At 57.5% G+C, this 20910-nt stretch carries 15 protein-coding genes; 9 read left to right on the plus strand and 6 right to left on the minus strand.

Features of this window, described 5'->3' with window-relative positions; all coding sequences use genetic code 11:
* Positions 1-51: 51 nt before the first annotated feature.
* Positions 52-1809 carry a DUF4153 domain-containing protein gene (locus tag DBR02_RS08720; protein ID WP_107534071.1) on the minus strand — a complete coding sequence of 586 codons (1758 nt, stop codon included), beginning with the start codon at positions 1807-1809 and terminating at the stop codon, positions 52-54.
* 375 nt (positions 1810-2184) lie between these two features.
* Between DBR02_RS08720 and pckA the strand changes: the two genes are divergently transcribed.
* Positions 2185-3804: a phosphoenolpyruvate carboxykinase (ATP) gene (gene pckA / locus DBR02_RS08725; RefSeq protein ID WP_107534073.1), complete on the plus strand. Its 1620-nt coding sequence runs from the start codon at positions 2185-2187 to the stop codon at positions 3802-3804.
* A 108-nt stretch (positions 3805-3912) separates the two neighbouring features.
* On the opposite strand, the gene envZ is transcribed toward pckA, so the two are convergent.
* Both envZ and ompR read right to left on the minus strand, forming a co-directional pair.
* A complete protein-coding gene (gene envZ / locus DBR02_RS08730; RefSeq protein ID WP_003861615.1) occupies positions 3913-5259 on the minus strand; it encodes a two-component system sensor histidine kinase EnvZ in 1347 nt (448 codons plus the stop codon).
* Complete coding sequence (gene ompR / locus DBR02_RS08735; RefSeq protein ID WP_001157751.1) at positions 5256-5975, minus strand: osmolarity response regulator transcription factor OmpR; 720 nt, start codon at positions 5973-5975, stop codon at positions 5256-5258. Before ompR ends, envZ begins: the two co-directional genes overlap by 4 nt.
* 228 nt (positions 5976-6203) lie before the next feature.
* Here ompR and greB point away from each other — a divergent pair, with 228 nt between their 5' ends.
* From greB to feoC, 5 genes are all read left to right on the plus strand, one after another.
* Positions 6204-6677, plus strand: a complete 474-nt coding sequence (greB, locus tag DBR02_RS08740; protein ID WP_014072116.1) for a transcription elongation factor GreB — start codon at positions 6204-6206, stop codon at positions 6675-6677.
* An 87-nt stretch (positions 6678-6764) separates the two neighbouring features.
* Positions 6765-9095: a Tex family protein gene (locus DBR02_RS08745; protein WP_107534075.1), complete on the plus strand. Its 2331-nt coding sequence runs from the start codon at positions 6765-6767 to the stop codon at positions 9093-9095.
* A gap of 319 nt (positions 9096-9414) precedes the next feature.
* Positions 9415-9642 carry a ferrous iron transporter A gene (gene feoA, locus DBR02_RS08750; RefSeq protein WP_006812243.1) on the plus strand — a complete coding sequence of 76 codons (228 nt, stop codon included), beginning with the start codon at positions 9415-9417 and terminating at the stop codon, positions 9640-9642.
* Positions 9643-9672: 30 nt separating this feature from the next.
* The gene (gene feoB, locus DBR02_RS08755; RefSeq protein ID WP_107534077.1) at positions 9673-11991 is read left to right on the plus strand and encodes a Fe(2+) transporter permease subunit FeoB; all 2319 of its coding nucleotides are present in this window, start codon (positions 9673-9675) and stop codon (positions 11989-11991) included.
* Positions 11992-12002: 11 nt separating this feature from the next.
* Complete coding sequence (gene feoC, locus DBR02_RS08760) at positions 12003-12239, plus strand: [Fe-S]-dependent transcriptional repressor FeoC (protein ID WP_107534079.1); 237 nt, start codon at positions 12003-12005, stop codon at positions 12237-12239.
* Here feoC and bioH read toward each other — a convergent pair.
* Positions 12214-12996, minus strand: coding sequence for a pimeloyl-ACP methyl ester esterase BioH (gene bioH, locus DBR02_RS08765; RefSeq protein WP_063865711.1), 783 nt, complete (start codon positions 12994-12996; stop codon positions 12214-12216). The genes feoC and bioH overlap by 26 nt on opposite strands.
* Before the next feature lie 36 nt (positions 12997-13032).
* Between bioH and gntX the strand changes: the two genes are divergently transcribed.
* The 3 genes from gntX to gntT all read left to right on the plus strand — a co-directional run bounded on the left by gntX (position 13033) and on the right by gntT (position 16030).
* Positions 13033-13713, plus strand: a complete 681-nt coding sequence (gene gntX, locus DBR02_RS08770) for a DNA utilization protein GntX (protein ID WP_107534081.1) — start codon at positions 13033-13035, stop codon at positions 13711-13713.
* Between the two features lie 61 nt (positions 13714-13774).
* Positions 13775-14350: a Fe-S biogenesis protein NfuA gene (gene nfuA, locus DBR02_RS08775; RefSeq protein ID WP_063449522.1), complete on the plus strand. Its 576-nt coding sequence runs from the start codon at positions 13775-13777 to the stop codon at positions 14348-14350.
* Between the two features lie 363 nt (positions 14351-14713).
* On the plus strand, positions 14714-16030 hold the full coding sequence (gene gntT / locus DBR02_RS08780) for a gluconate transporter (protein ID WP_063449523.1): 1317 nt from the start codon (positions 14714-14716) through the stop codon (positions 16028-16030).
* Between the two features lie 87 nt (positions 16031-16117).
* On the opposite strand, the gene malQ is transcribed toward gntT, so the two are convergent.
* Both malQ and malP read right to left on the minus strand, forming a co-directional pair.
* Complete coding sequence (malQ, locus tag DBR02_RS08785; RefSeq protein ID WP_063449524.1) at positions 16118-18196, minus strand: 4-alpha-glucanotransferase; 2079 nt, start codon at positions 18194-18196, stop codon at positions 16118-16120.
* Between the two features lie 9 nt (positions 18197-18205).
* The gene (malP, locus tag DBR02_RS08790) at positions 18206-20599 is read right to left on the minus strand and encodes a maltodextrin phosphorylase (RefSeq protein ID WP_107534083.1); all 2394 of its coding nucleotides are present in this window, start codon (positions 20597-20599) and stop codon (positions 18206-18208) included.
* Positions 20600-20910: the final 311 nt, after the last annotated feature.

Genomic DNA, 20910 nt, shown 5'->3' on the forward strand with positions numbered 1-20910 from the left:
ATTGCTAATTGTAGGCCGGGTAAGCGTAGCGCTACCCGGCAAGAAAGAGCGCTAACGCCACTGCGCATTATTGTAACTGTCGTAGCTCATATCGACACGCTCCCCAAAAATCTCAATATCCGCCCAGGGCTTCACGACAGATTTCACTTTCCTCTGCCTTAATGCGCGGTCAAGTTCTTCTCTGGTCAACGCCTCCGGCATTTTCCACGCGTCCCCGGCGAGCCTCCAGCCCGTGTCGGTTTGTGTGTAAGCCACAATCGTGCGATCGGTAAATTGAAATAGCACGGCTTCCGGCTTGCCGTCGCCGTTAAGATCCAGCGGCATGAGTAAACAGTTACTCTGGGCGCTATCGCAGCTCTCAAAGCGATACTGATTGCTGAGCATGGCTTGCCACAATGCCTTATCAGGACGAGCCATTCCCGGTGCGAGCTGAACCTGTTTTTCCAGCATCGCGGCGGTCATCTTACCTGCTCCGCCAGCGTTCCCGGAGAGAAGACCATTTATTTCACGCTGGCGTTTTGGGTTAGAGATAAACTGCGGATCGTTTTGCAGCGTGAGCATCGCCTCCCGCCCCTTTCGTCCAGCGTTACTGAGCATATACAGGCTGACTTGATCCGCAGTTATCCTGCCGTCCTGATAGCGGGCCATATGGCTTGCGACGCTTATTCGCCACGGATCCAGCACGGGGGTATGGATCAACGCCAGGAAGACGAGGGAAAGCAGCCCGGTCGCCGGAATGACGTACGCATGGATTTTCTGCGGTTCACGTCGCTGAATCAGGACGCTGGCGCAAAAACCGACCGCCCAGACCAGCGCCACGATGGTTGTTAATACACCGTACAAACGCTCGGGTGACCAGCCGTATTGCGAAATGCGTAGCCACAGCGCCCATCCCGCCAGAACCGGATACGCGGGTACGATAGCCACGGCAAGGCGAATCATCCCTCGCAGCGGGGCATAGTAAGGCAGCGTTTGACGCTGTGGATGCCACACTATCGTCACCAGGAATAACAGCAGCAGCGCTAAGGTGGTCAGCAAGCCCGCGGCGGATATTCTGGCTGAAATGGATTCAAAGCCGACAAAAGGCAACGCGCCAATAAAGAGCAGCGCCAGCGCCGCCATCAGGGGAAGCAGACCGGTGGCGATGAGGGTCAGCAGATTTTGCAGGGCAAGGATTAACCTTACCTGCATGCGCGTGAGCACGGCCGCACTGGCTGATACCACGCCAATCGCCACTGAAATAAACCCGTCAGAATGGAAGAAAAGCCGATCAAAAAAGCCGATGCCGATAAGTTCGAAAAGCTCGGCCCAGAGAAAAAGCACCAGCCAGAAGAGACCATTCGAAACAAAAATAATGAGCAGCGTCAGCGCGTTATGCCAGTTGCGTTGATAAAAGTCGCTGTAAAACGAGGTAGTCAGGACAGGATCCAGACGCCGCTGAAGCCATGGCAACACCAACAGCGTCATCAGCAGCAGATGAAAGCCGAAAACGAGCATCTCATCTCTGAGACTCCAGCTTTCGAGTCCTGCAACGCTCCACTTAAGCCAGCCGCCCATACCCGCGACTGCCGCGCCGATCAACCCGAGCGCCAGCCACAAAAAAGGCTTTCTGAACGATGTCACAGCAAGCGACATCGTGGTCGTCATTACCACGGTGGCAGGAATAACGCACATCAACCACAGCGTATCAGACGGCAATTTCGCATGCCCGATGTACCAGGTTATGGCATAGCAGAGCACTCCCTGTAAAGCGCCCGCCAGCACGACGGCCAGGCGCGTGGAAGGGGATAACGTTTCACTGTTGTCCATCTTTCATCCCTTGCTTACGAAAAATACAGTGTCCCATTAAAGCGATATCAGGGTGTCAACGGCAATATCTGAAATCATAGTTGCAGGAGACATGAATCGTTTTCCCAATGTAACCCTTACGTAATTTTCTTTCATGTATGCGATTACATTCACATTCTTCCGGATAAATTCACCAGATATTAACCTTTTAAGAACATTTTCCCCAACCAAAAAGCGATTCCTGCGATAATCTGCCCGCCCTGTGACTGGAGTCGCAGCGTTTTCCGTTAGTAAGGGTTTTGACCAGATACGTAAATCTATGAGCCCCGTCGCGGTTAACATCCCCAGAAAAACCCTACAATTTCAGGCAGTACATATTGGCTAAGGAGCAGTGATATGCGTGTTAATGGTTTAACCCCGCAAGATCTCAAGGCTTATGGTATTCACGACGTCCAGGAAGTGGTCTACAACCCCGATTACGATACGCTGTATCAGGAAGAGCTTAATCCCGCGCTGGAAGGGTACGAGCGAGGTGTGTTGACGAATCTTGGTGCTATCGCCGTCGATACCGGTATTTTTACCGGCCGTTCGCCGAAAGATAAATACATCGTCCGAGATGATACCACCCGCGATACGCTGTGGTGGGCCGATAAAGGCAAAGGGAAGAACGATAACAAACCGCTCTCTCCTGAAACCTGGCAGCATCTCAAAGGGCTCGTTACCCATCAGCTTTCCGGCAAGCGTCTGTTCATCGTCGATGCTTTCTGCGGCGCTAACGCCGACACCCGTCTCTCCGTTCGGTTTATCACTGAAGTGGCCTGGCAGGCGCATTTCGTGAAGAACATGTTCATTCGTCCGACCGATGAAGAACTGCAAAACTTCACCCCTGACTTTATCGTGATGAACGGCGCGAAATGCACCAACCCGCAGTGGAAAGAGCAGGGTCTGAACTCCGAAAACTTCATCGCCTTCAACCTGACCGAGCGTATCCAGCTGATCGGCGGTACCTGGTACGGCGGCGAAATGAAGAAAGGGATGTTCTCGGTCATGAACTACCTGCTGCCGCTGCGCGGTATCGCCTCCATGCACTGCTCGGCGAACGTCGGTGAAAAAGGTGACGTGGCGGTGTTCTTCGGCCTTTCCGGCACCGGTAAAACGACGCTGTCCACCGATCCAAAACGTCGTCTGATTGGCGACGACGAGCACGGCTGGGACGACGACGGCGTGTTTAACTTTGAAGGCGGCTGCTACGCGAAGACCATTCGCCTGTCTGAAGAGGCAGAGCCGGATATCTACCACGCGATTCGTCGCGATGCGCTGCTGGAAAACGTCACCGTGCGTGCCGATGGCTCTGTCGACTTCGACGATGCGTCCAAAACCGAAAACACCCGCGTGTCTTATCCGATCTACCACATCGACAACATCGTGAAGCCGGTGTCGAAGGCGGGCCACGCCACGAAGGTGATTTTCCTGACCGCGGACGCGTTCGGCGTGTTGCCGCCAGTTTCCCGCCTGACCGCCAGCCAGACGCAGTACCACTTCCTCTCTGGCTTTACCGCTAAGCTGGCGGGTACCGAGCGCGGCGTGACCGAGCCAACCCCAACCTTCTCCGCCTGCTTCGGCGCGGCGTTCCTGTCGCTGCACCCGACGCAGTACGCGGAAGTGCTGGTGAAACGCATGCAGGCGTCCGGCGCGCAGGCCTATCTGGTAAACACCGGCTGGAACGGTACTGGCAAGCGTATCTCCATCAAAGATACCCGCGCCATCATCGACGCCATCCTGGACGGTTCGCTGGACAACGCCGAAACTTTTACGCTGCCGATGTTCAATCTGGCGATCCCAACCGAGCTGCCGGGCGTGGATACGCGTATCCTTGACCCGCGCAACACCTACGGTTCACCGGAACAGTGGCGCGAGAAGGCAGAATCGCTGGCGAAACTGTTTATCGAAAACTTTGAGAAGTATACCGATACCCCGGCAGGTGAAGCGCTGGTGAGTGCGGGTCCGAAGCTGTAGCCCTTGAGAGAGTCGGGGTGAGGGCATCAGGCCGCAGAGACTGAACCTTGTCGGGTGGCGGCTTCGTCTTACCCGACCTACAAAAAGGGTGGCTAAAGCCACCCTTTTTTAACTCTCTTTTACCTGCCCCCGTAAAACCGGCACCGGTAACCATGCGCGAATACTCAATCCACCCCGTTCGCTGGTGCCAATTTCCAGCAGTCCGTTATGGTTATCAACAATACGCTGCACAATCGCCAGGCCTAAGCCCGTGCCGCTGGTGCTGCGCGCGCTGTCGCCGCGCACGAAAGGCTGGAACAGGTGCTTACGCTGCTCAGGCTTGATGCCCGGACCATCGTCTTCCACCTGGAACCAGGCGCGGTTGAGTTCCGTACCGCTGCTGACTTTGATCCAGCCGTTGCCGTAGCGCGCCGCGTTGACCACCATATTCGCCACCGCGCGTTTGATGGAAAGCGGGTGCATACGTACCTGAATCTCACCCGCCTGAAGGTCGGTCGCAATTTCACGTTCATAGCCGCTTTCCGCGGCGACCACTTCCCCCAGCACCGCGTTCAGATCCGCCATCTCCATCGGCATTTCCTGCCCGGTGCGCAGATAATCGATAAACTGCTCGATGATGGCGTTACACTCTTCTATATCTTTATTAATAGATTCAGCGAGATAACCGTCCTGCTCGCCCATCATCTCTGTCGCCAGCCGGATGCGCGTCAGCGGGGTGCGAAGGTCATGGCTAACCCCTGCCATCAGCAGCGTACGGTCGTCCGCCAACTGTTTAACGCCTGCCGCCATGTGGTTAAACGCACGCGTCACCGAGCGCACTTCCGACGCGCCATACTCGCGCAGCGGCGGTGGGATAATCCCTTTACCTACCTGCAATGCCGCATGCTCCAGGTCGACCAGCGGTCGGTTCTGGATACGAATAAACAGCCACGCGCCGCCGATGGCCAGCAGCATGATCGCCAGGGTGTAACGGAACAGCGGCGAGAAGTCGCCCTGATGGATTTCGGTGAGCGGAACACGCACCCAGATGTTGGGTGACAGCCAGGTTTTCAGCCAGACAACCGGCGAGCTTTTATTGACCTCAACGCGCACTTCCGTCGGGCCGCCAAGCTGCTGCGCCATCTGCTGGCTGAGGAATTCATAATGCTGCGCCCAGCGCAGGCCAGCATCTTCCGCCGCTTCGTTGGAGTAGAGCGAAATACCCAGCTCACGGTAGATTTCCCGACGGAACGCCGGGGGAACAACCAACTGCGTGCCGTCCTCCAGTTGCAGTTTGTCGGTCATCAGCATACGCACTTCGTATGCCAGCACCTTATTAAACTGCTGAAGGCTCGGCAGGATCGCAAAGTTCAGCACCACCAGGTAGGTCGTCACCAGGCTGACAAACAGCAGGGTGACGATCAATAACAGCGTGCGGGCAAACGAACTTCGCGGCGAGAAGCGCATTCGCCTCATGCTTTAGAGCCGTCCGGGACAAACACGTAGCCCAGACCCCACACGGTCTGAATGTAACGAGGATGCGCCGGATCTTCTTCCACCATGCGGCGCAGACGAGAGATCTGCACGTCGATGGAACGCTCCATCGCCGAGTATTCACGACCACGCGCCAGATTCATCAGCTTGTCACGTGAGAGCGGCTCACGCGGGTGGCTGACCAGCGCTTTCAGCACCGCGAACTCGCCGCTGGTGAGCGGCATTGGCTCATCTTCACGGAACATCTCACGGGTGCCGAGGTTCAGCTTGAACTTACCGAATGCAATGACTGCCTCTTCCTGAGACGGCGCGCCCGGCAGCTCGTTCGCCTGACGACGCAGCACGGCGCGAATACGCGCCAGCAGTTCACGCGGGTTGAACGGCTTAGGAATGTAGTCATCAGCGCCAATCTCAAGGCCGACGATACGGTCAACTTCTTCACCCTTCGCCGTCACCATGATGATCGGCATCGGGTTACTCTGGCTGCGCAGACGACGGCAGATAGAGAGCCCGTCTTCGCCAGGCAGCATCAGGTCCAACACCATCAGGTGGAAGGATTCACGCGTCAGCAGACGATCCATCTGTTCCGCGTTCGCGACGCTACGAACCTGGAAGCCCTGCTCTGTCAGATAACGTTCCAGCAGCGCACGCAGGCGCATGTCGTCATCCACGACCAGAATTTTGTAGTTCTCTTGCATTGTGTGTACTCCCAAAGGTTCGGATAGGCCTGGAACAGCGTATTCTAAAAAAGTGCACGTGTTCGACCAGCAAATTCTGGTATAAATTCTAGACGAAATTGTTACAAAGCATATTTAACAGCAGCTTATCTGTTCATTTCATCACATAAATCATTATTAATCTTGTCTGTTACACTGTGCGCTACGTATTGTGCGCAAAGACAGTTAACCGGCATTAAAGGCTGCACCATGAAAACGCCTCTGATCACCCGTGAAGGGTACGAAAAACTCAAAAAAGAGATGGATTACCTGTGGCGCGAAGAGCGTCCGGAAGTGACCAAAAAAGTCACCTGGGCGGCAAGCCTGGGCGATCGCAGCGAGAATGCGGACTACCAGTACAATAAAAAGCGGCTGCGCGAAATCGATCGCCGGGTACGCTACCTGACGAAGTGCCTCGAAAATCTCAAAATCGTCGATTACTCCCCGCAGCAGGAAGGCAAAGTCTTCTTCGGCGCCTGGGTGGAGATCGAAAACGACGATGGCAACACCCTGCGTTTTCGCATCGTCGGTTACGATGAAATTTTCGGTCGTAAGGATTACATCTCTATCGACTCACCGATGGCCCGCGCCCTGCTGAAAAAAGAGGTGGGCGATTTAGCCGTTGTCCAGACGCCCGCGGGTGAAGCAAGCTGGTACGTCAACGAAATCGAGTATGTTAAATAGTCCGAGAGCGCCCTCCCCGGCTGGCATTTTTTGGTGTCAGCCCGTATAACTATCCCCCTGATTTTCGATCCACAAGATGAACTGACCATGATGAAAGAGTCGCTCTGCCGCATTATTGCGGGTGATATTCAGGCCAGAGCCGAACAGGTAGAAGCTGCCGTTCGCCTGCTTGATGAAGGGAACACCGTGCCGTTTATTGCACGTTATCGTAAGGAAGTCACCGGCGGTCTGGATGACACGCAGCTGCGTAACCTGGAGACGCGTCTGGGCTATCTGCGCGAACTGGAAGACCGACGTCAGGCGATCCTCAAATCTATCGGCGAGCAGGGCAAGCTGACCAGTGAACTGGAAAAAGCCATTAACGGCACCCTGAGCAAAACCGAACTTGAAGATCTCTATCTGCCGTACAAACCAAAGCGCCGCACGCGCGGGCAGATCGCGATCGAGGCCGGCCTTGAGCCGCTGGCCGACCTGCTGTGGAACGAGCCGTCTCACGACCCGGAAACCGAAGCCGCGAAATTTATCGACGCCGACAAAGGCGTAGCGGACACCAAAGCCGCACTGGACGGCGCTCGCTACATTCTGATGGAGCGTTTTGCCGAAGACGCGGCGCTGCTCGCCAAAGTGCGTGATTACCTGTGGAAGGATGCGCATATCGTCTCCACCGTGGTGACCGGCAAAGAGGAAGAAGGCGCGAAATTCCGCGACTATTTCGATCACCACGAACCGATTTCTACCGCGCCGTCCCACCGCGCGCTGGCGATGTTCCGCGGCCGTAACGAAGGCGTGCTGCAACTCTCCCTGAATGCCGATCCGCAGTTTGACGAGCCGCCAAAAGAGAGCCACTGCGAGCAGATCATTATCGATCATCTCGGCCTGCGCCTGAACAACGCCCCGGCGGACAGCTGGCGCAAAGGCGTGGTGAGCTGGACCTGGCGCATTAAGGTGCTGATGCACCTCGAAACCGAGCTGATGGGCACCGTGCGCGAGCGCGCCGAAGACGAAGCGATCAACGTCTTCGCCCGTAACCTGCACGACCTGCTGATGGCCGCCCCCGCTGGCCTGCGCGCTACCATGGGGCTCGATCCGGGTCTGCGTACCGGCGTGAAGGTGGCGGTCGTTGACGGCACCGGCAAGCTGGTCGCCACCGACACCATTTACCCGCACACCGGCCAGGCGGCTAAGGCGGCGACGGTCGTGGCGGCGCTGTGTGAAAAATATAACGTCGAGCTGGTCGCCATCGGTAACGGTACGGCGTCCCGCGAAACCGAGCGTTTCTATCTTGACGTGCAGAAGCAGTTCCCGAAAGTGACGGCGCAGAAGGTGATCGTCAGCGAGGCGGGGGCATCGGTCTATTCCGCCTCAGAGCTGGCGGCGCAGGAGTTCCCTGACCTGGACGTTTCCCTGCGCGGCGCGGTCTCTATCGCCCGTCGTTTACAGGATCCGCTGGCGGAGCTGGTGAAGATCGACCCGAAATCCATTGGCGTGGGCCAGTATCAGCACGACGTGAGCCAGACGCAGCTGGCGCGCAAGCTGGATGCGGTGGTGGAAGACTGCGTTAACGCCGTCGGCGTGGACCTGAACACCGCTTCCGTGCCCCTGCTGACCCGCGTGGCAGGCCTGACCCGCATGATGGCGCAGAATATCGTCGCCTGGCGCGATGAGAACGGTCAGTTCCAGAACCGCCAGCAACTGCTGAAGGTGAGCCGCCTCGGGCCGAAAGCGTTTGAGCAGTGCGCGGGCTTCCTGCGCATCAACCACGGCGATAACCCGCTGGATGCCTCCACCGTTCACCCGGAAGCGTACCCGGTCGTTGAGCGTATTCTGGCCGCCACCCAGCAGGCGCTGAAAGACCTGATGGGCGACAGCAGCGCGCTGCGTAACCTGAAGGCGATGGATTTCACCGACGAACAGTTCGGCGTGCCGACGGTGACCGACATCATCAAAGAGCTGGAAAAACCGGGCCGCGATCCGCGTCCTGAGTTCAAAACCGCGACCTTTGCTGACGGCGTGGAAACCATGAATGACCTGCTCCCGGGCATGGTGCTGGAAGGTGCGGTGACCAACGTGACCAACTTCGGCGCGTTTGTGGATATCGGCGTGCATCAGGATGGTCTGGTGCATATCTCTTCCCTCGCCGATAAGTTCGTTGAAGATCCGCACACCGTGGTCAAAGCGGGCGACATCGTGAAGGTGAAAGTGCTGGAAGTGGATCTCCAGCGCAAGCGTATCGCCCTGACCATGCGTCTGGACGAGCAGCCGGGCGACACTAGCGCGCGCCGTGGCGGTAATGGCGGTGGCCGTGAACAGCAGCGCCCTACAGCGAAAGCCGCGAAGCCACGCGGACGCGACGCACAGCCGACGGGCAACAGCGCGATGATGGATGCGCTGGCAGCGGCAATGGGTAAGAAACGCTAAATCTGTAAATGCCCGGTGGCGCTACGCTTACCGGGCCAACGATTTTGTAGGCCGGGCAAATGCAGTGCCGCCCGGCAAGCAGGCCGCAGGAAATTAAAATAAATATGGTGTATCCATATTTAAACCACTATTTATCACTCCGTTAACAAAATACATTTATTCTTCCCTTTCGGTACTTCCGCAAATATTGAGCAAGGTCAATCCGACCGCAAAATAATACGCTTAACAACATCCCGTCACATTTTTATTATTGCTGATAAAAACTATTCTCATTATCATCGCAGTGTAGATTATTTAACCTCTCGTGGAATCAGGCGCTATGCAATTCACTCCAGACAGTGCGTGGAAAATTATCGGTTTTACCCGTGAGATAAGCCCGGCCTATCGGCAGAAGCTGCTGTCACTGGGTATGCTACCCGGCTCATCATTCCAGGTGGTGCGCGTCGCGCCGTTGGGCGACCCCATTCATATCGAAACCCGACGCGTTAATCTGGTTCTGCGAAAAAAAGATCTCGCATTAATTGAAGTTGAATCTTTATCCCGTTAACAAGCCAGCGGTTTCAGTGAGTCTACTACAATGAAAAAATTAACTATTGGCTTAATTGGCAATCCTAATTCCGGCAAGACAACCTTATTTAATCAGCTAACCGGCGCGCGCCAGCGCGTGGGAAATTGGGCAGGCGTAACGGTTGAACGCAAAGAAGGCCAGTTCACCACGACGGATAACCAGGTCACGCTGGTTGATTTACCGGGAACTTATTCCCTCACTACGATTTCCTCCCAGACCTCTCTCGATGAGCAAATTGCCTGCCACTATATTCTGAGCGGCGACGCGGATATGCTCATCAACGTGGTGGATGCTTCCAACCTCGAGCGCAATCTGTATCTCACGTTACAGCTGCTGGAGCTGGGTATTCCCTGCATCGTGGCACTCAACATGCTCGACATCGCGGAAAAGCAAAAGCTGCGCATCGACGTTGACGCCCTCTCCGCCCGTCTGGGCTGCCCGGTGGTTCCGCTGGTTTCTACCCGCGCGCGCGGCATTGACGCCCTGAAGCTGGCGATTGACCGCCACGCGGGCAATGCCGACGTCGAGCTGGTGCACTACGCCCAGCCGCTGCTGCGCGAAGCCAGACAACTGGCGCAGGAGATGGACAACACCATGCCCGCCAGACAGCGTCTGTGGCTTGGCCTGCAAATGCTGGAAGGCGATATCTATAGCCGCGCCTACGCAGGCGATGCGGCGGATAAGCTGGACGTTGCGCTGGCTCGCCTGAGCGACGAGCTGGATGACCCGGCCCTGCACATTGCCGATGCGCGCTATCAGGCCATCGCCGCGATCTGTGACGTGGTCAGTAATGCCTTAACCGCTGAACCGAGCCGCTTCACCGCCGCCGTGGATAAGATTGTGCTCAACCGCTTCCTCGGTTTGCCGATCTTTTTACTGGTGATGTACGTGATGTTCCTGCTCGCCATTAACATCGGCGGCGCATTACAACCTATCTTTGATGGCGGCTCTGTTGCTATCTTCGTGCACGGCATTCAGTGGCTGGGCTATACCCTCCACTTCCCGGAATGGCTGACTATCTTCCTTGCGCAGGGGATCGGCGGCGGGATCAACACCGTCCTCCCGCTGGTGCCGCAAATCGGCATGATGTACCTGTTCCTCTCCTTCCTTGAGGATTCCGGCTACATGGCGCGCGCGGCCTTCGTGATGGACCGCCTGATGCAGGCGCTGGGGCTGCCGGGTAAATCGTTCGTGCCGCTGATTGTCGGCTTCGGCTGTAACGTGCCGTCCGTGATGGGCGCGCGTACGCTGGATGCACCGCGCGAACGCCTGATGACCATCATGATGGCGCCGTTCATGTCCTGCGGCGCGCGTCTGGCGATCTTCGCGGTCTTTGCCGCGGCGTTCTTTGGTCAGGAAGGGGCGCTGGCCGTCTTCTCCCTGTATGTGCTGGGTATTGTGATGGCGATCCTCACCGGCCTGATGCTGAAGCACACCATCATGCGCGGCGAAGCGTCGCCGTTCGTGATGGAGCTGCCGGTGTATCACGTTCCGCACCTGAAAAGTCTGGTCATACAGACATGGCAGCGCCTGAAGGGCTTCGTTCTGCGCGCCGGTAAGGTGATTGTTATCGTCAGCATTTTCCTGAGTGCCCTGAACAGCTTCACCCTGAGCGGCCAGGCGGCGGACAACATTAACGATTCCGCCCTCGCCTCCGTCAGCCGGATCATTACGCCGGTCTTCAAACCGATTGGCGTTCAGGAAGACAACTGGCAGGCAACCGTGGGCCTGTTCACCGGCGCGATGGCGAAAGAGGTGGTGGTCGGCACCCTGAACACGCTCTACACCGCTGAGAATATCCAGGAAGAGGAGTTTAATCCGGCGGCGTTCCACCTCGGCGATGAACTGCTCGGCGCGGTGGAAGAGACCTGGCAGAGCCTGAAAGATACCTTCAGCCTGAGCGTGCTGGCGAACCCGATTGAAGCCAGCAAAGGCGACGGCGAAATGGCGACCGGGGCAATGGGCGTGATGGGCCAGAAATTTGGCAGCGCGTCAGCGGCCTACAGCTACCTGATCTTCGTCCTGCTCTATATTCCGTGCATCTCGGTGATGGGCGCCATTGCCCGCGAGTCCAGCCGCGGCTGGATGGGCTTCTCCATCCTCTGGGGGCTAAACATTGCCTACTCGCTGGCGACCGTGTTTTATCAGACCGTCAATTACAGCCAGCATCCGCGCTACAGCCTGGTCTGCATTCTGGCGGTGATCCTGTTCAACGTGTTGGTGATTGGCCTGCTGCGCCGGGCGCGTAGCCGCGTTGACATTAATCTGCTGGCGACGCGCAAAACCCCAACCACCTGCTGTAGCAGCCCTGCGGGCGACTGTCACTGAGGAGGAAAGCGATGGCATCGTTGATTCAGGTCCGGGACTTACTGGCGTTGCAGGGGCGAATGGAGGCGAAGCAGCTCAGCCTCAGCCTGCATACGCCGCAGCCGATGATCGATGCCATGCTGGAAAGGCTGGAGGCCATGGGAAAAGTCGTGCGCATTCAGGAAGAGCCGGACGGTTGTCTGTCCGGCAGCTGTAAACATTGCCCGGAAGGTAAAGCCTGCCTCAGGGAGTGGTGGACGCTTCGCTAATAAAACCGGACAGCGCCGAACAAAACTCAGCAGGATGAGAGATGAAAGGCGCATGTGCCGCTTTGGCAACCACCCGTGACTGACTCTCCGGCCACAGCGCATCCAGCAGCGGAACCACCTTGCGCGGAACCAGCCCATCCAGGTAGCCATAAATACGCAGATGCGGCACCGCCAGCGACGCCAGCGGCTCGCGCAGATCGACCGTTTTCAGGATTTCCAGCCCACCGTTCAGTACCTCAACGTCCGGCATCGGCAGGGAAAGCACCGTCTGCTTCAGCGTCCGTGCGTCCTGACGGGCGGTTTCTGTCCCCATGGTTTGTAGCGCCAGAAAACGCTCCACCGTCCGCTGGAAGTCTTCGCTCAGCTGGTGCTGGAAACCGGCGAGCACCTCGGGTTTAATGCCCGGCCACGCCTCGCGGGCGCTGAAGCAGGGTGATGAGGCCACGGTCACCAGCGCCTGCACCCGCTCAGGATGGCTCAGCGCAATCTGGCTTGCCACCAGCCCGCCCAGGCTCCAGCCGAGCCAGACGGCTTTTTGCGGCGCGGCATCCAGAACCTGCTTCGCCATGTCGTCGAGCGTCATCGCTCCATAGCCGCGGCTGCGGCCATACCCCGGCAGATCGACCAGGTGCACCGTAAATTGCGAGGCCAGTTCCTCACTTATGCAACGCCACACTTCGGCGTTCAGTCCCCATCCGTGCAGCAGCACAAGATGACAATTTCCCGTTCCAACGGTCTGCCACCACAGCGTCTTCATCAGCTATCGTTCTCTTTTTTTACATGGAGGTTGCGTATGCTAACAGTGCCCGGCTTGTGCTGGCTATGCCGAATGCCGCTTGCGCTGAGTAAGTGGGGCGTCTGTTCCGTTTGTACGCGCGCGCTGGGCTGGCTGAAGGGCTGCCCGCAATGCGGCTTGCCTGCCGTCAGCCAGACGCTCCCCTGCGGGCGATGCCTGAAAAAAGCGCCGCCGTGGCACGCGCTGGTGGCGGTGGATGATTACGTTTTGCCGCTGAGCCGTCTGGTTCATCAGTTTAAGTTTTCCAGCCAGACCCGCCTGGCGAAGCCGCTGGCGCGCCTGCTATTACTGGCGGTCTTACAGGCGCGGCGAACACGGGGGCTGCCGAAGATCGACCTGATTATGAACGTACCCCTCTTCCGGCGTCGCCACTGGCGGCGGGGCTATAATCAGAGCGACCTGCTGTGCCGTCCGCTCGCCCGCTGGCTGGGCTGTCGGTACGCTGCCTGCGCGCTGAAGCGCGTACATGCCACTGCGGTTCAGCACCGCCTTAATGCCCGGCTGCGCAAAAGGAACCTGAAAAACGCCTTTCGCCTTGAATTGCCGGTCTACGGTCTCCATATCGCGATTGTGGATGATGTCGTCACCACGGGCAGTACCGTCGCTGAACTTTCCCGACTGCTTTTGCAAAGCGGCGCCGCGTCAGTTCAGGTATGGTGTCTGTGCCGTACCTTGTAGCCCTTCTCCAATGGGCGTATGATTATACCCAGGTAATTTAGTCAACTATTAGGCCAAAGCTATGATCCGTATTTCCGATTCTGCACAAGCGCACTTTGCCAAACTGCTGGCAAATCAGGAAGAAGGGACGCAGATCCGCGTGTTTGTGATCAATCCAGGCACTCCGAATGCAGAATGTGGTGTCTCTTATTGTCCTCCGGATGCCGTGGAAGCAACTGACACTGCCCTTAAATTTGAACAGCTCACCGCGTACGTTGATGAGCTGAGCGCGCCGTATCTTGAAGATGCGGAGATTGATTTCGTTACCGACCAGCTGGGCTCTCAGCTGACGCTGAAAGCGCCAAACGCGAAGATGCGTAAAGTCTCTGACGATGCCCCGCTGATGGAGCGCGTGGAATATCTGCTGCAATCGCAGATCAACCCACAGCTGGCCGGCCACGGTGGACGTGTTTCCCTGATGGAAATCACCGAAGAGGGTCTGGCGATCCTGCAATTTGGCGGCGGCTGTAACGGCTGCTCCATGGTCGATGTAACCCTGAAAGAAGGGATCGAGAAGCAGCTGCTGAACGAATTCCCTGAACTGAAAGGCGTGCGCGATCTGACCGAGCACCAGCGCGGCGAGCACTCTTACTACTAATTCAGTACCCGTCTGTATTGCCCGGTGGCGCTGCGCTTACCGGGCCTACAAATACAGTGTGCAAGGATCGTAGGCCGGGTAAGGCGAAGCCGCCACCCGGCTTTTGATTTACCGCCGATCTCACTCCATATGTTGACCTGCGTCTCATAATTCACATTTTGCCTCCCTGGGTGATTCTCAATCACAGCATGTTACCCGTATCATTCCCATGGGCACTCAACACCCCTATAACAGCCGACTAAACTTAACGTTTTCGCAGGCATCAGTATGAGTGCCGTTAACGCTCTGTTCCCAGTTGGGACAACCGGAATTTGTCGTTGAAACAATGACGTTACCCATAACAATTCAAAGGCCAGGTCAATCATGCCATTAGTCATCGTCGCTATCGGTGTTGTGTTATTACTGCTCTTGATGATCCGCTTCAAAATGAACGGATTTATCGCTCTGGTTCTGGTGGCACTTGCAGTCGGTCTGATGCAGGGAATGCCGCTGGTTAAAGTTATCAGCTCCATCAAAGCCGGTGTCGGCGGTACGCTCGGCAGCCTGGCGCTGATCATGGGCTTCGGCGCCATGCTGGGTAAAATGCTCGCGGACTGCGGTGGCGCGCAGCGTATTGCCACCACGCTTATCGATAAATTTGGCAAGCAGCACATCCAGTGGGCGGTGGTCTTAACCGGTTTTACCGTCGGTTTCGCGCTGTTCTATGAAGTGGGCTTCGTGCTGATGCTGCCGCTGGTGTTCACCATCGCCGCTGCCGCCAACATCCCGCTGCTGTTCGTGGGCGTGCCGATGGCTGCGGCGCTGTCCGTCACCCACGGCTTCCTGCCGCCGCACCCGGGCCCAACCGCTATCGCCACCATCTTCCACGCCGATATGGGTAAAACCCTGTTGTTCGGTACGATTCTGGCGATCCCAACGGTTATCCTGGCGGGCCCTGTTTATGCGCGCTTCCTGAAAGGCATTGATAAGCCCATCCCGGAAGGCCTGTACAGCGCCAAAACCTTCTCAGAAGAAGAGATGCCGGGCTTTGGCGTCAGCGTCTGGACCTCACTGGTGCCGGTGATCCTGATGGCGATGCGTGCCGTAGCAGAGATGGTTCTGCCGAAAGGTCACGCGTTCCTGTCCGTTGCAGAGTTCCTGGGCGACCCGGTAATGGCAACGCTGATTGCGGTATTGATTGCGATGTTCACCTTCGGTCTTAACCGCGGCCGCTCCATGGATCAGATCAACGACACGCTGACCTCTTCCATCAAAATCATCGCCATGATGCTGCTGATCATCGGCGGCGGCGGCGCGTTCAAGCAGGTGCTGGTCGACAGCGGCGTGGATAAATACATCGCTGCCATGATGCACGAAACCAACGTCTCCCCGCTGCTGATGGCGTGGTCTATCGCCGCCGTTCTGCGTATTGCGCTGGGTTCTGCGACCGTTGCGGCGATCACCGCAGGCGGTATCGTTGCACCGCTGATTGCCACGACGGGCGTCAGCCCTGAGCTGATGGTTATCGCGGTCGGTTCCGGTAGCGTGATTTTCTCCCACGTGAACGATCCGGGCTTCTGGCTGTTCAAGGAGTACTTCAACCTGACCATCGGTGAAACCATCAAGTCCTGGTCCGCGCTGGAGACCATTATTTCGGTGTGTGGCCTGGTCGGGGTGCTGCTGTTGAATATGGTGGTTTAATGCCATAAGTCGGGTGGCGGCTACGCCTTACCCGACCTACATGAGCACGACCTGATAACAAAAAACCCGCCACTGGCGGGTTTTTTATCACTTCTTCCCGGCTGCTTTTCGCCGCTTATCCAAATCCTTAATAAGCCTGTTCACGCCGTCATCCGCAAACATCTTCTCAAGCGTAGTGGAGAGCTTGCGACGCCAGTTTTTGTACTGATAGCTGGTGCCGGGGACGTTCACCGGCTCCGCCATATCAATCCAGTCTTCGGGTTGCAGGCCGAGCAACGCGCTGTTGCTGTCGGCAATATAGCGCTGTAAGCCACGGTTAAGCGTTGGCGTCATCGACATCAGCGACGCCTTATGCCCGGCGCGCTTCGGCAGACAGCCATGCTTATGCAGCGCGTCCAGCAGCCCCTGCTTCGCCAGCTCGCGATCCTGATACAGCCCGCGCAGAACCTCTTCATCAGGATAGAGACCCAGCGTTTTGCCGAGCGTCAGGTCACCGCTTTCCCAGTAGCCTCTGAGCGTAGGAAGATCGTGCGTCGTCGCGACTGCCATTGACTGTTCAGGGTACGCTTTCGGCGCGCGGAAGGTTTTCTCATGGTCGTTTTCAAAATAGAGCACTTTGTAGGAGTAAACCCCGCTGTCGCGGAGCTTGCTGACAATCTCAACCGGCACCGTACCGAGATCTTCACCAATCACCATGCACTGATGACGTTGACTCTCCAGCGCGAGGATCGACAGCAGATCGTCCACCGGATACTGCACGTACGCCCCGTGATCGGCCGTTTCACCGTATGGGATCCACCACAGACGCAGCACGGACATCACGTGATCGATACGCAGCGCCCCGCAGTTCTGCATGTTCGCGCGCAGCAGGTCGATAAACGGCTCGTAGGCACGCGCCGCCATCACGTGCGGATCCATCGGCGGCAGACCCCAGTTCTGGCCGAGCGGGCCCAGGATATCCGGCGGCGCGCCGACGGAGGCTTTCAGGCAATAAAGCTCACGGTCACACCAGGTTTCCGCGCCGCCTTCCGCCACGCCGACGGCCAGATCGCGATACAGCCCGATCGGCATGTTATAGCCCTGGCTCACCTGCCAGCAGGCGGCAAACTGGCTGTACGCCAGCCACTGCAACCAGAGATAGAAATCCACCTCGTCGGCATGCGTCTTACAGAACGCTTTCACTTCCGGGGTATCCACGGACTGATACGCTTCCGGCCACACCGGCCAGCCCCAGCGCATCTCGTCCTCTTGCACCTGATACGCGTGCAGCGCATCAAACGCCGCCTGCCAATACAGGCTCTCACCTTCCTGCATCACAAACTGGCGGAAGGCTGCCATCTGCGCGTCGTCACGCTTCGCAAAGCCCTTCCATGCCAGACGCAGCGCCGCGATTTTCAGCGCGGTCACGGTGGCATAGTCCACCCACTCCGCATCGCGAGCCTGTTTCAGCATCTGCTGCGTGGTGTCCAGCTTCCACCAGGCCTGCGCCTCTTTGCTGTTTTTGAAATCGTCTAACGCGTTAACGTCGATGTAAATCACGTTCAGCCAGCGGCGGGAAGACGGGCTGTACGGGCTCGCGCTTTCCGGGTTGGCCGGATAGAGGGCGTGGATCGGGTTGAGGCCGATAAACGCCCCGCCGCGCTCCCCCACGGATACCAGCATATTCTTCAGGTCACCAAAATCGCCGATGCCCCAGTTGCTGTCGGAACGCAGCGTATAGAGCTGCACGCAGGCGCCCCACAGTTTTTTGCCTTCGAGCAGCGCCTGCGGCTCATAGCAGCGCTTCGGCGCGACGATCACCCGACAGTGGAAGCGGCTGTCATTCTGGGTGAGCGTCAGGCTGTGGTAGCCCTCCGGCAGCTTCGCCGGAAGGTTGAACGTTTTGCCGCCGGTGGCGTGGCCTTTGTGCTGGTGCCCCTCTTCGGTAGTGAGCAGCCAGCTGAATTCGCCGCGCCCTTCCACCATCAGCGGCATCTTTTTGCCTGCGGTAAAGACCTTCACGTTCGGCACTGGCATACCCGACGCTTTCGCGTCGGTTTTATGCATGGCATCCAGCAAACGTCTTTTGGTGTCCGCACCAATAGACTGCGGTTTGCCGTGCGCATTGATGTAACTGAGGCTAATTCCCGCCGCCTGCGCGGCACTGTCCAGACGTTTACTCTCCATCGCGCTTCCTTAGCGTTTTGCCTGCCAGATACGGGCCTGATAATCACGGATTGAGCGGTCAGAGCTGAACATGCCGCAGCGCGCGGTGTTCAGGATACACGCGCGGGTCCAGGCGTCCTGGTCGCGGTACAGCACGTCGACCTGCTTCTGCGCTTCAACATAAGCCGTGAAGTCAGCCATCACCAGATACGGATCGCCGCCCTGTTTGTCCATGCTGTGCAGCATCTGGTCAAACGCGTGCTTGTCGCCGTCGCTGTACTTACCGCTTTCCAGCTCTTTCAGCACCGCATCCAGCACTTTGTCTTTTTTACGCCATTTCACCGGGTCGTACCCTTTGGCTTTGATGGCTTTCACTTCTTCAACAGTATGGCCGAAGATAAAGATGTTCTCTTCACCGACCTTCTCCGCAATTTCGACGTTCGCGCCGTCCAGCGTGCCGACGGTCAGCGCGCCGTTCAGGGCCAGCTTCATGTTGCCGGTACCGGACGCTTCTTTACCGGCGGTCGAGATCTGCTCGGAGATATCCGCCGCCGGGATCAGCATTTCAGCCGCAGAGACGCAGTAGTCCGGCAGGAACACCACCTTCAGCTTGTCGCCCACTTTCGGATCGCTGTTGATCGCCGCCGCTACTTTATTAATGGCGAGGATAATGTTTTTCGCCAGGTAGTAGCCCGGCGCCGCTTTCGCACCGAACAGGAACACGCGCGGCACGCGGTCGGCCTGCGGGTTCTCGCGGATCTCTTTGTACAGCGCCAGAATATGCAGCAGATTCAGGTGCTGACGCTTGTACTCGTGCAGACGTTTGATCTGAATATCGAAAATCGCGTTCGGGTTGATTTCAATCCCGGTGCGCATTTTCACGAACGCCGCCAGGCGAACTTTGTTCTCCAGCTTGATCGCGCGGTACTGCTCGCGGAACTTCGCGTCGTCGGCATATTTTTCCAGGTTAATGAGCTGGTCCAGGTCGTTGGCCCACTCTTTCTTCAGGGTCTTGTCCAGCAGGCCGGCCAGCAGCGGGTTGCACTGCTTGATCCAGCGGCGCGGCGTGATGCCGTTGGTCACGTTGTGGAATTTGGTCGGCCACAGCTGGTGGTATTCCGGGAACAGGTCTTTCACCACCAGGTCAGAGTGCAGCGCCGCCACGCCGTTGACCGCAAAACCGCTGACTACGCACATGTTCGCCATGCGCACCTGCTTGTCGTGCACCACGGCCAGCTTCGCCCAGACGGCCTTATCGCCCGGCCAGGTTTTCTCCACCAGCGTTTTGAACTGGTCGTTAATCTTATTGATGATCTGCATATGGCGCGGCAGCAGCGTTTTCACCAGCTTCTCATCCCAGCACTCCAGCGCTTCCGGCATCAGGGTGTGGTTGGTGTAGGCGAAGGTGCGGCTGGTGATGGCCCAGGCGTCGTCCCAGCTCAGCTGATGCTCGTCAATCAGCACGCGCAGCAGTTCCGGGATGGCAATGGTCGGGTGCGTGTCGTTGAGCTGAATGACTTCGAAGTCCGGCAGCTGCGCCAGCTTGCGGCCCGCCAGGTGATGGCGACGCAGAATGTCCGCCACGGAGCAGGCGCACTGGAAGTACTGCTGCATCAGGCGCAGCTTTTTACCCGCCAGATGGTTGTCGTTCGGGTAGAGCACTTTCGTCAGCTTCTCGGCGTCGATACCCTGCTGCTCGGCGCGCAGGAAATCGCCGTCGTTGAATTTGGTCAGGTTGAACGGATGCGCGTGCTTCGCCTGCCACAGGCGCAGCGGCTGCGCCACGCCGTTACGGTAGCCGAGCACCGGCAGGTCCCAGGCTTCACCGGTAATGGTGAACGCCGGCTCCCAGAGCCCTTGCTTCGTCACTTTCCCGCCAATCCCGACCTGCACGTCCAGCTGCGCGTTGTGGCGGAACCACGGATAGGTATTACGGTGCCAGTCGTCCGGCGCTTCCATCTGGTGGCCGTCAGCGAACGACTGACGGAACAGGCCGTACTGGTAGTTCAGACCATAGCCAATCGCCGACTGGCCAACCGTTGCCATGGAATCCAGGAAGCAGGCTGCCAGACGTCCCAGTCCGCCGTTACCCAGCGCCGGGTCCGTCTCTTCTTCCAGCAAATCGGTCAGGTTGATGTCGTGTTCTTTCAGCACGTCACCCACTTCCTGATACCAGCCAAGGTTCAGCAGATTGTTGCCTGTCAGACGGCCAATCAGGAACTCCATCGAAATGTAGTTGACGTGACGCTGGCCCTTAACAGGCTTCGTCACGGGCTGAGCGTCCAGCTGCTCCGCGAGCGCCCCGCTCACCGCCTGCCACCACTGGTGAGGCGTCATCTTGTTTGCAGCATGAAGGCCAAAACGCTGCCACTGACGCGTCAGGGCAGCCTGAAATTGAGCTTTGTTGAAAGTAGGCTGTGACATAGGGAATCGGCATCCTGTAGAGAGAAAACACATTTGGCGCTAGTGTGCCTGGCTCACTGCGCCTCTTCCTCCTCCTGTCGGGGATTAGGCAGGGAGGAGTAGCGGGGATGAGCATAAAAGTGTGATCGAGGCCACTGTGTGAGTGTGCGCTTCGCAAAAAAAGATATACCGGAAGCGTGTCAAAGAAGTGAAATACCGTTTCGGAGGAAATTAATCATCGGTGAAATGATTACTTACGAAGAATATGATTTCCGGGCGCCTGGATTATTCGGCACCACTATTAAGCCCACGCAACCTTTGCCAAAGTTTAT

It is taken from the genome of Enterobacter cloacae complex sp. (assembly GCF_900322725.1).
GTDB classification, from domain to species: domain Bacteria; phylum Pseudomonadota; class Gammaproteobacteria; order Enterobacterales; family Enterobacteriaceae; genus Enterobacter; species Enterobacter quasihormaechei.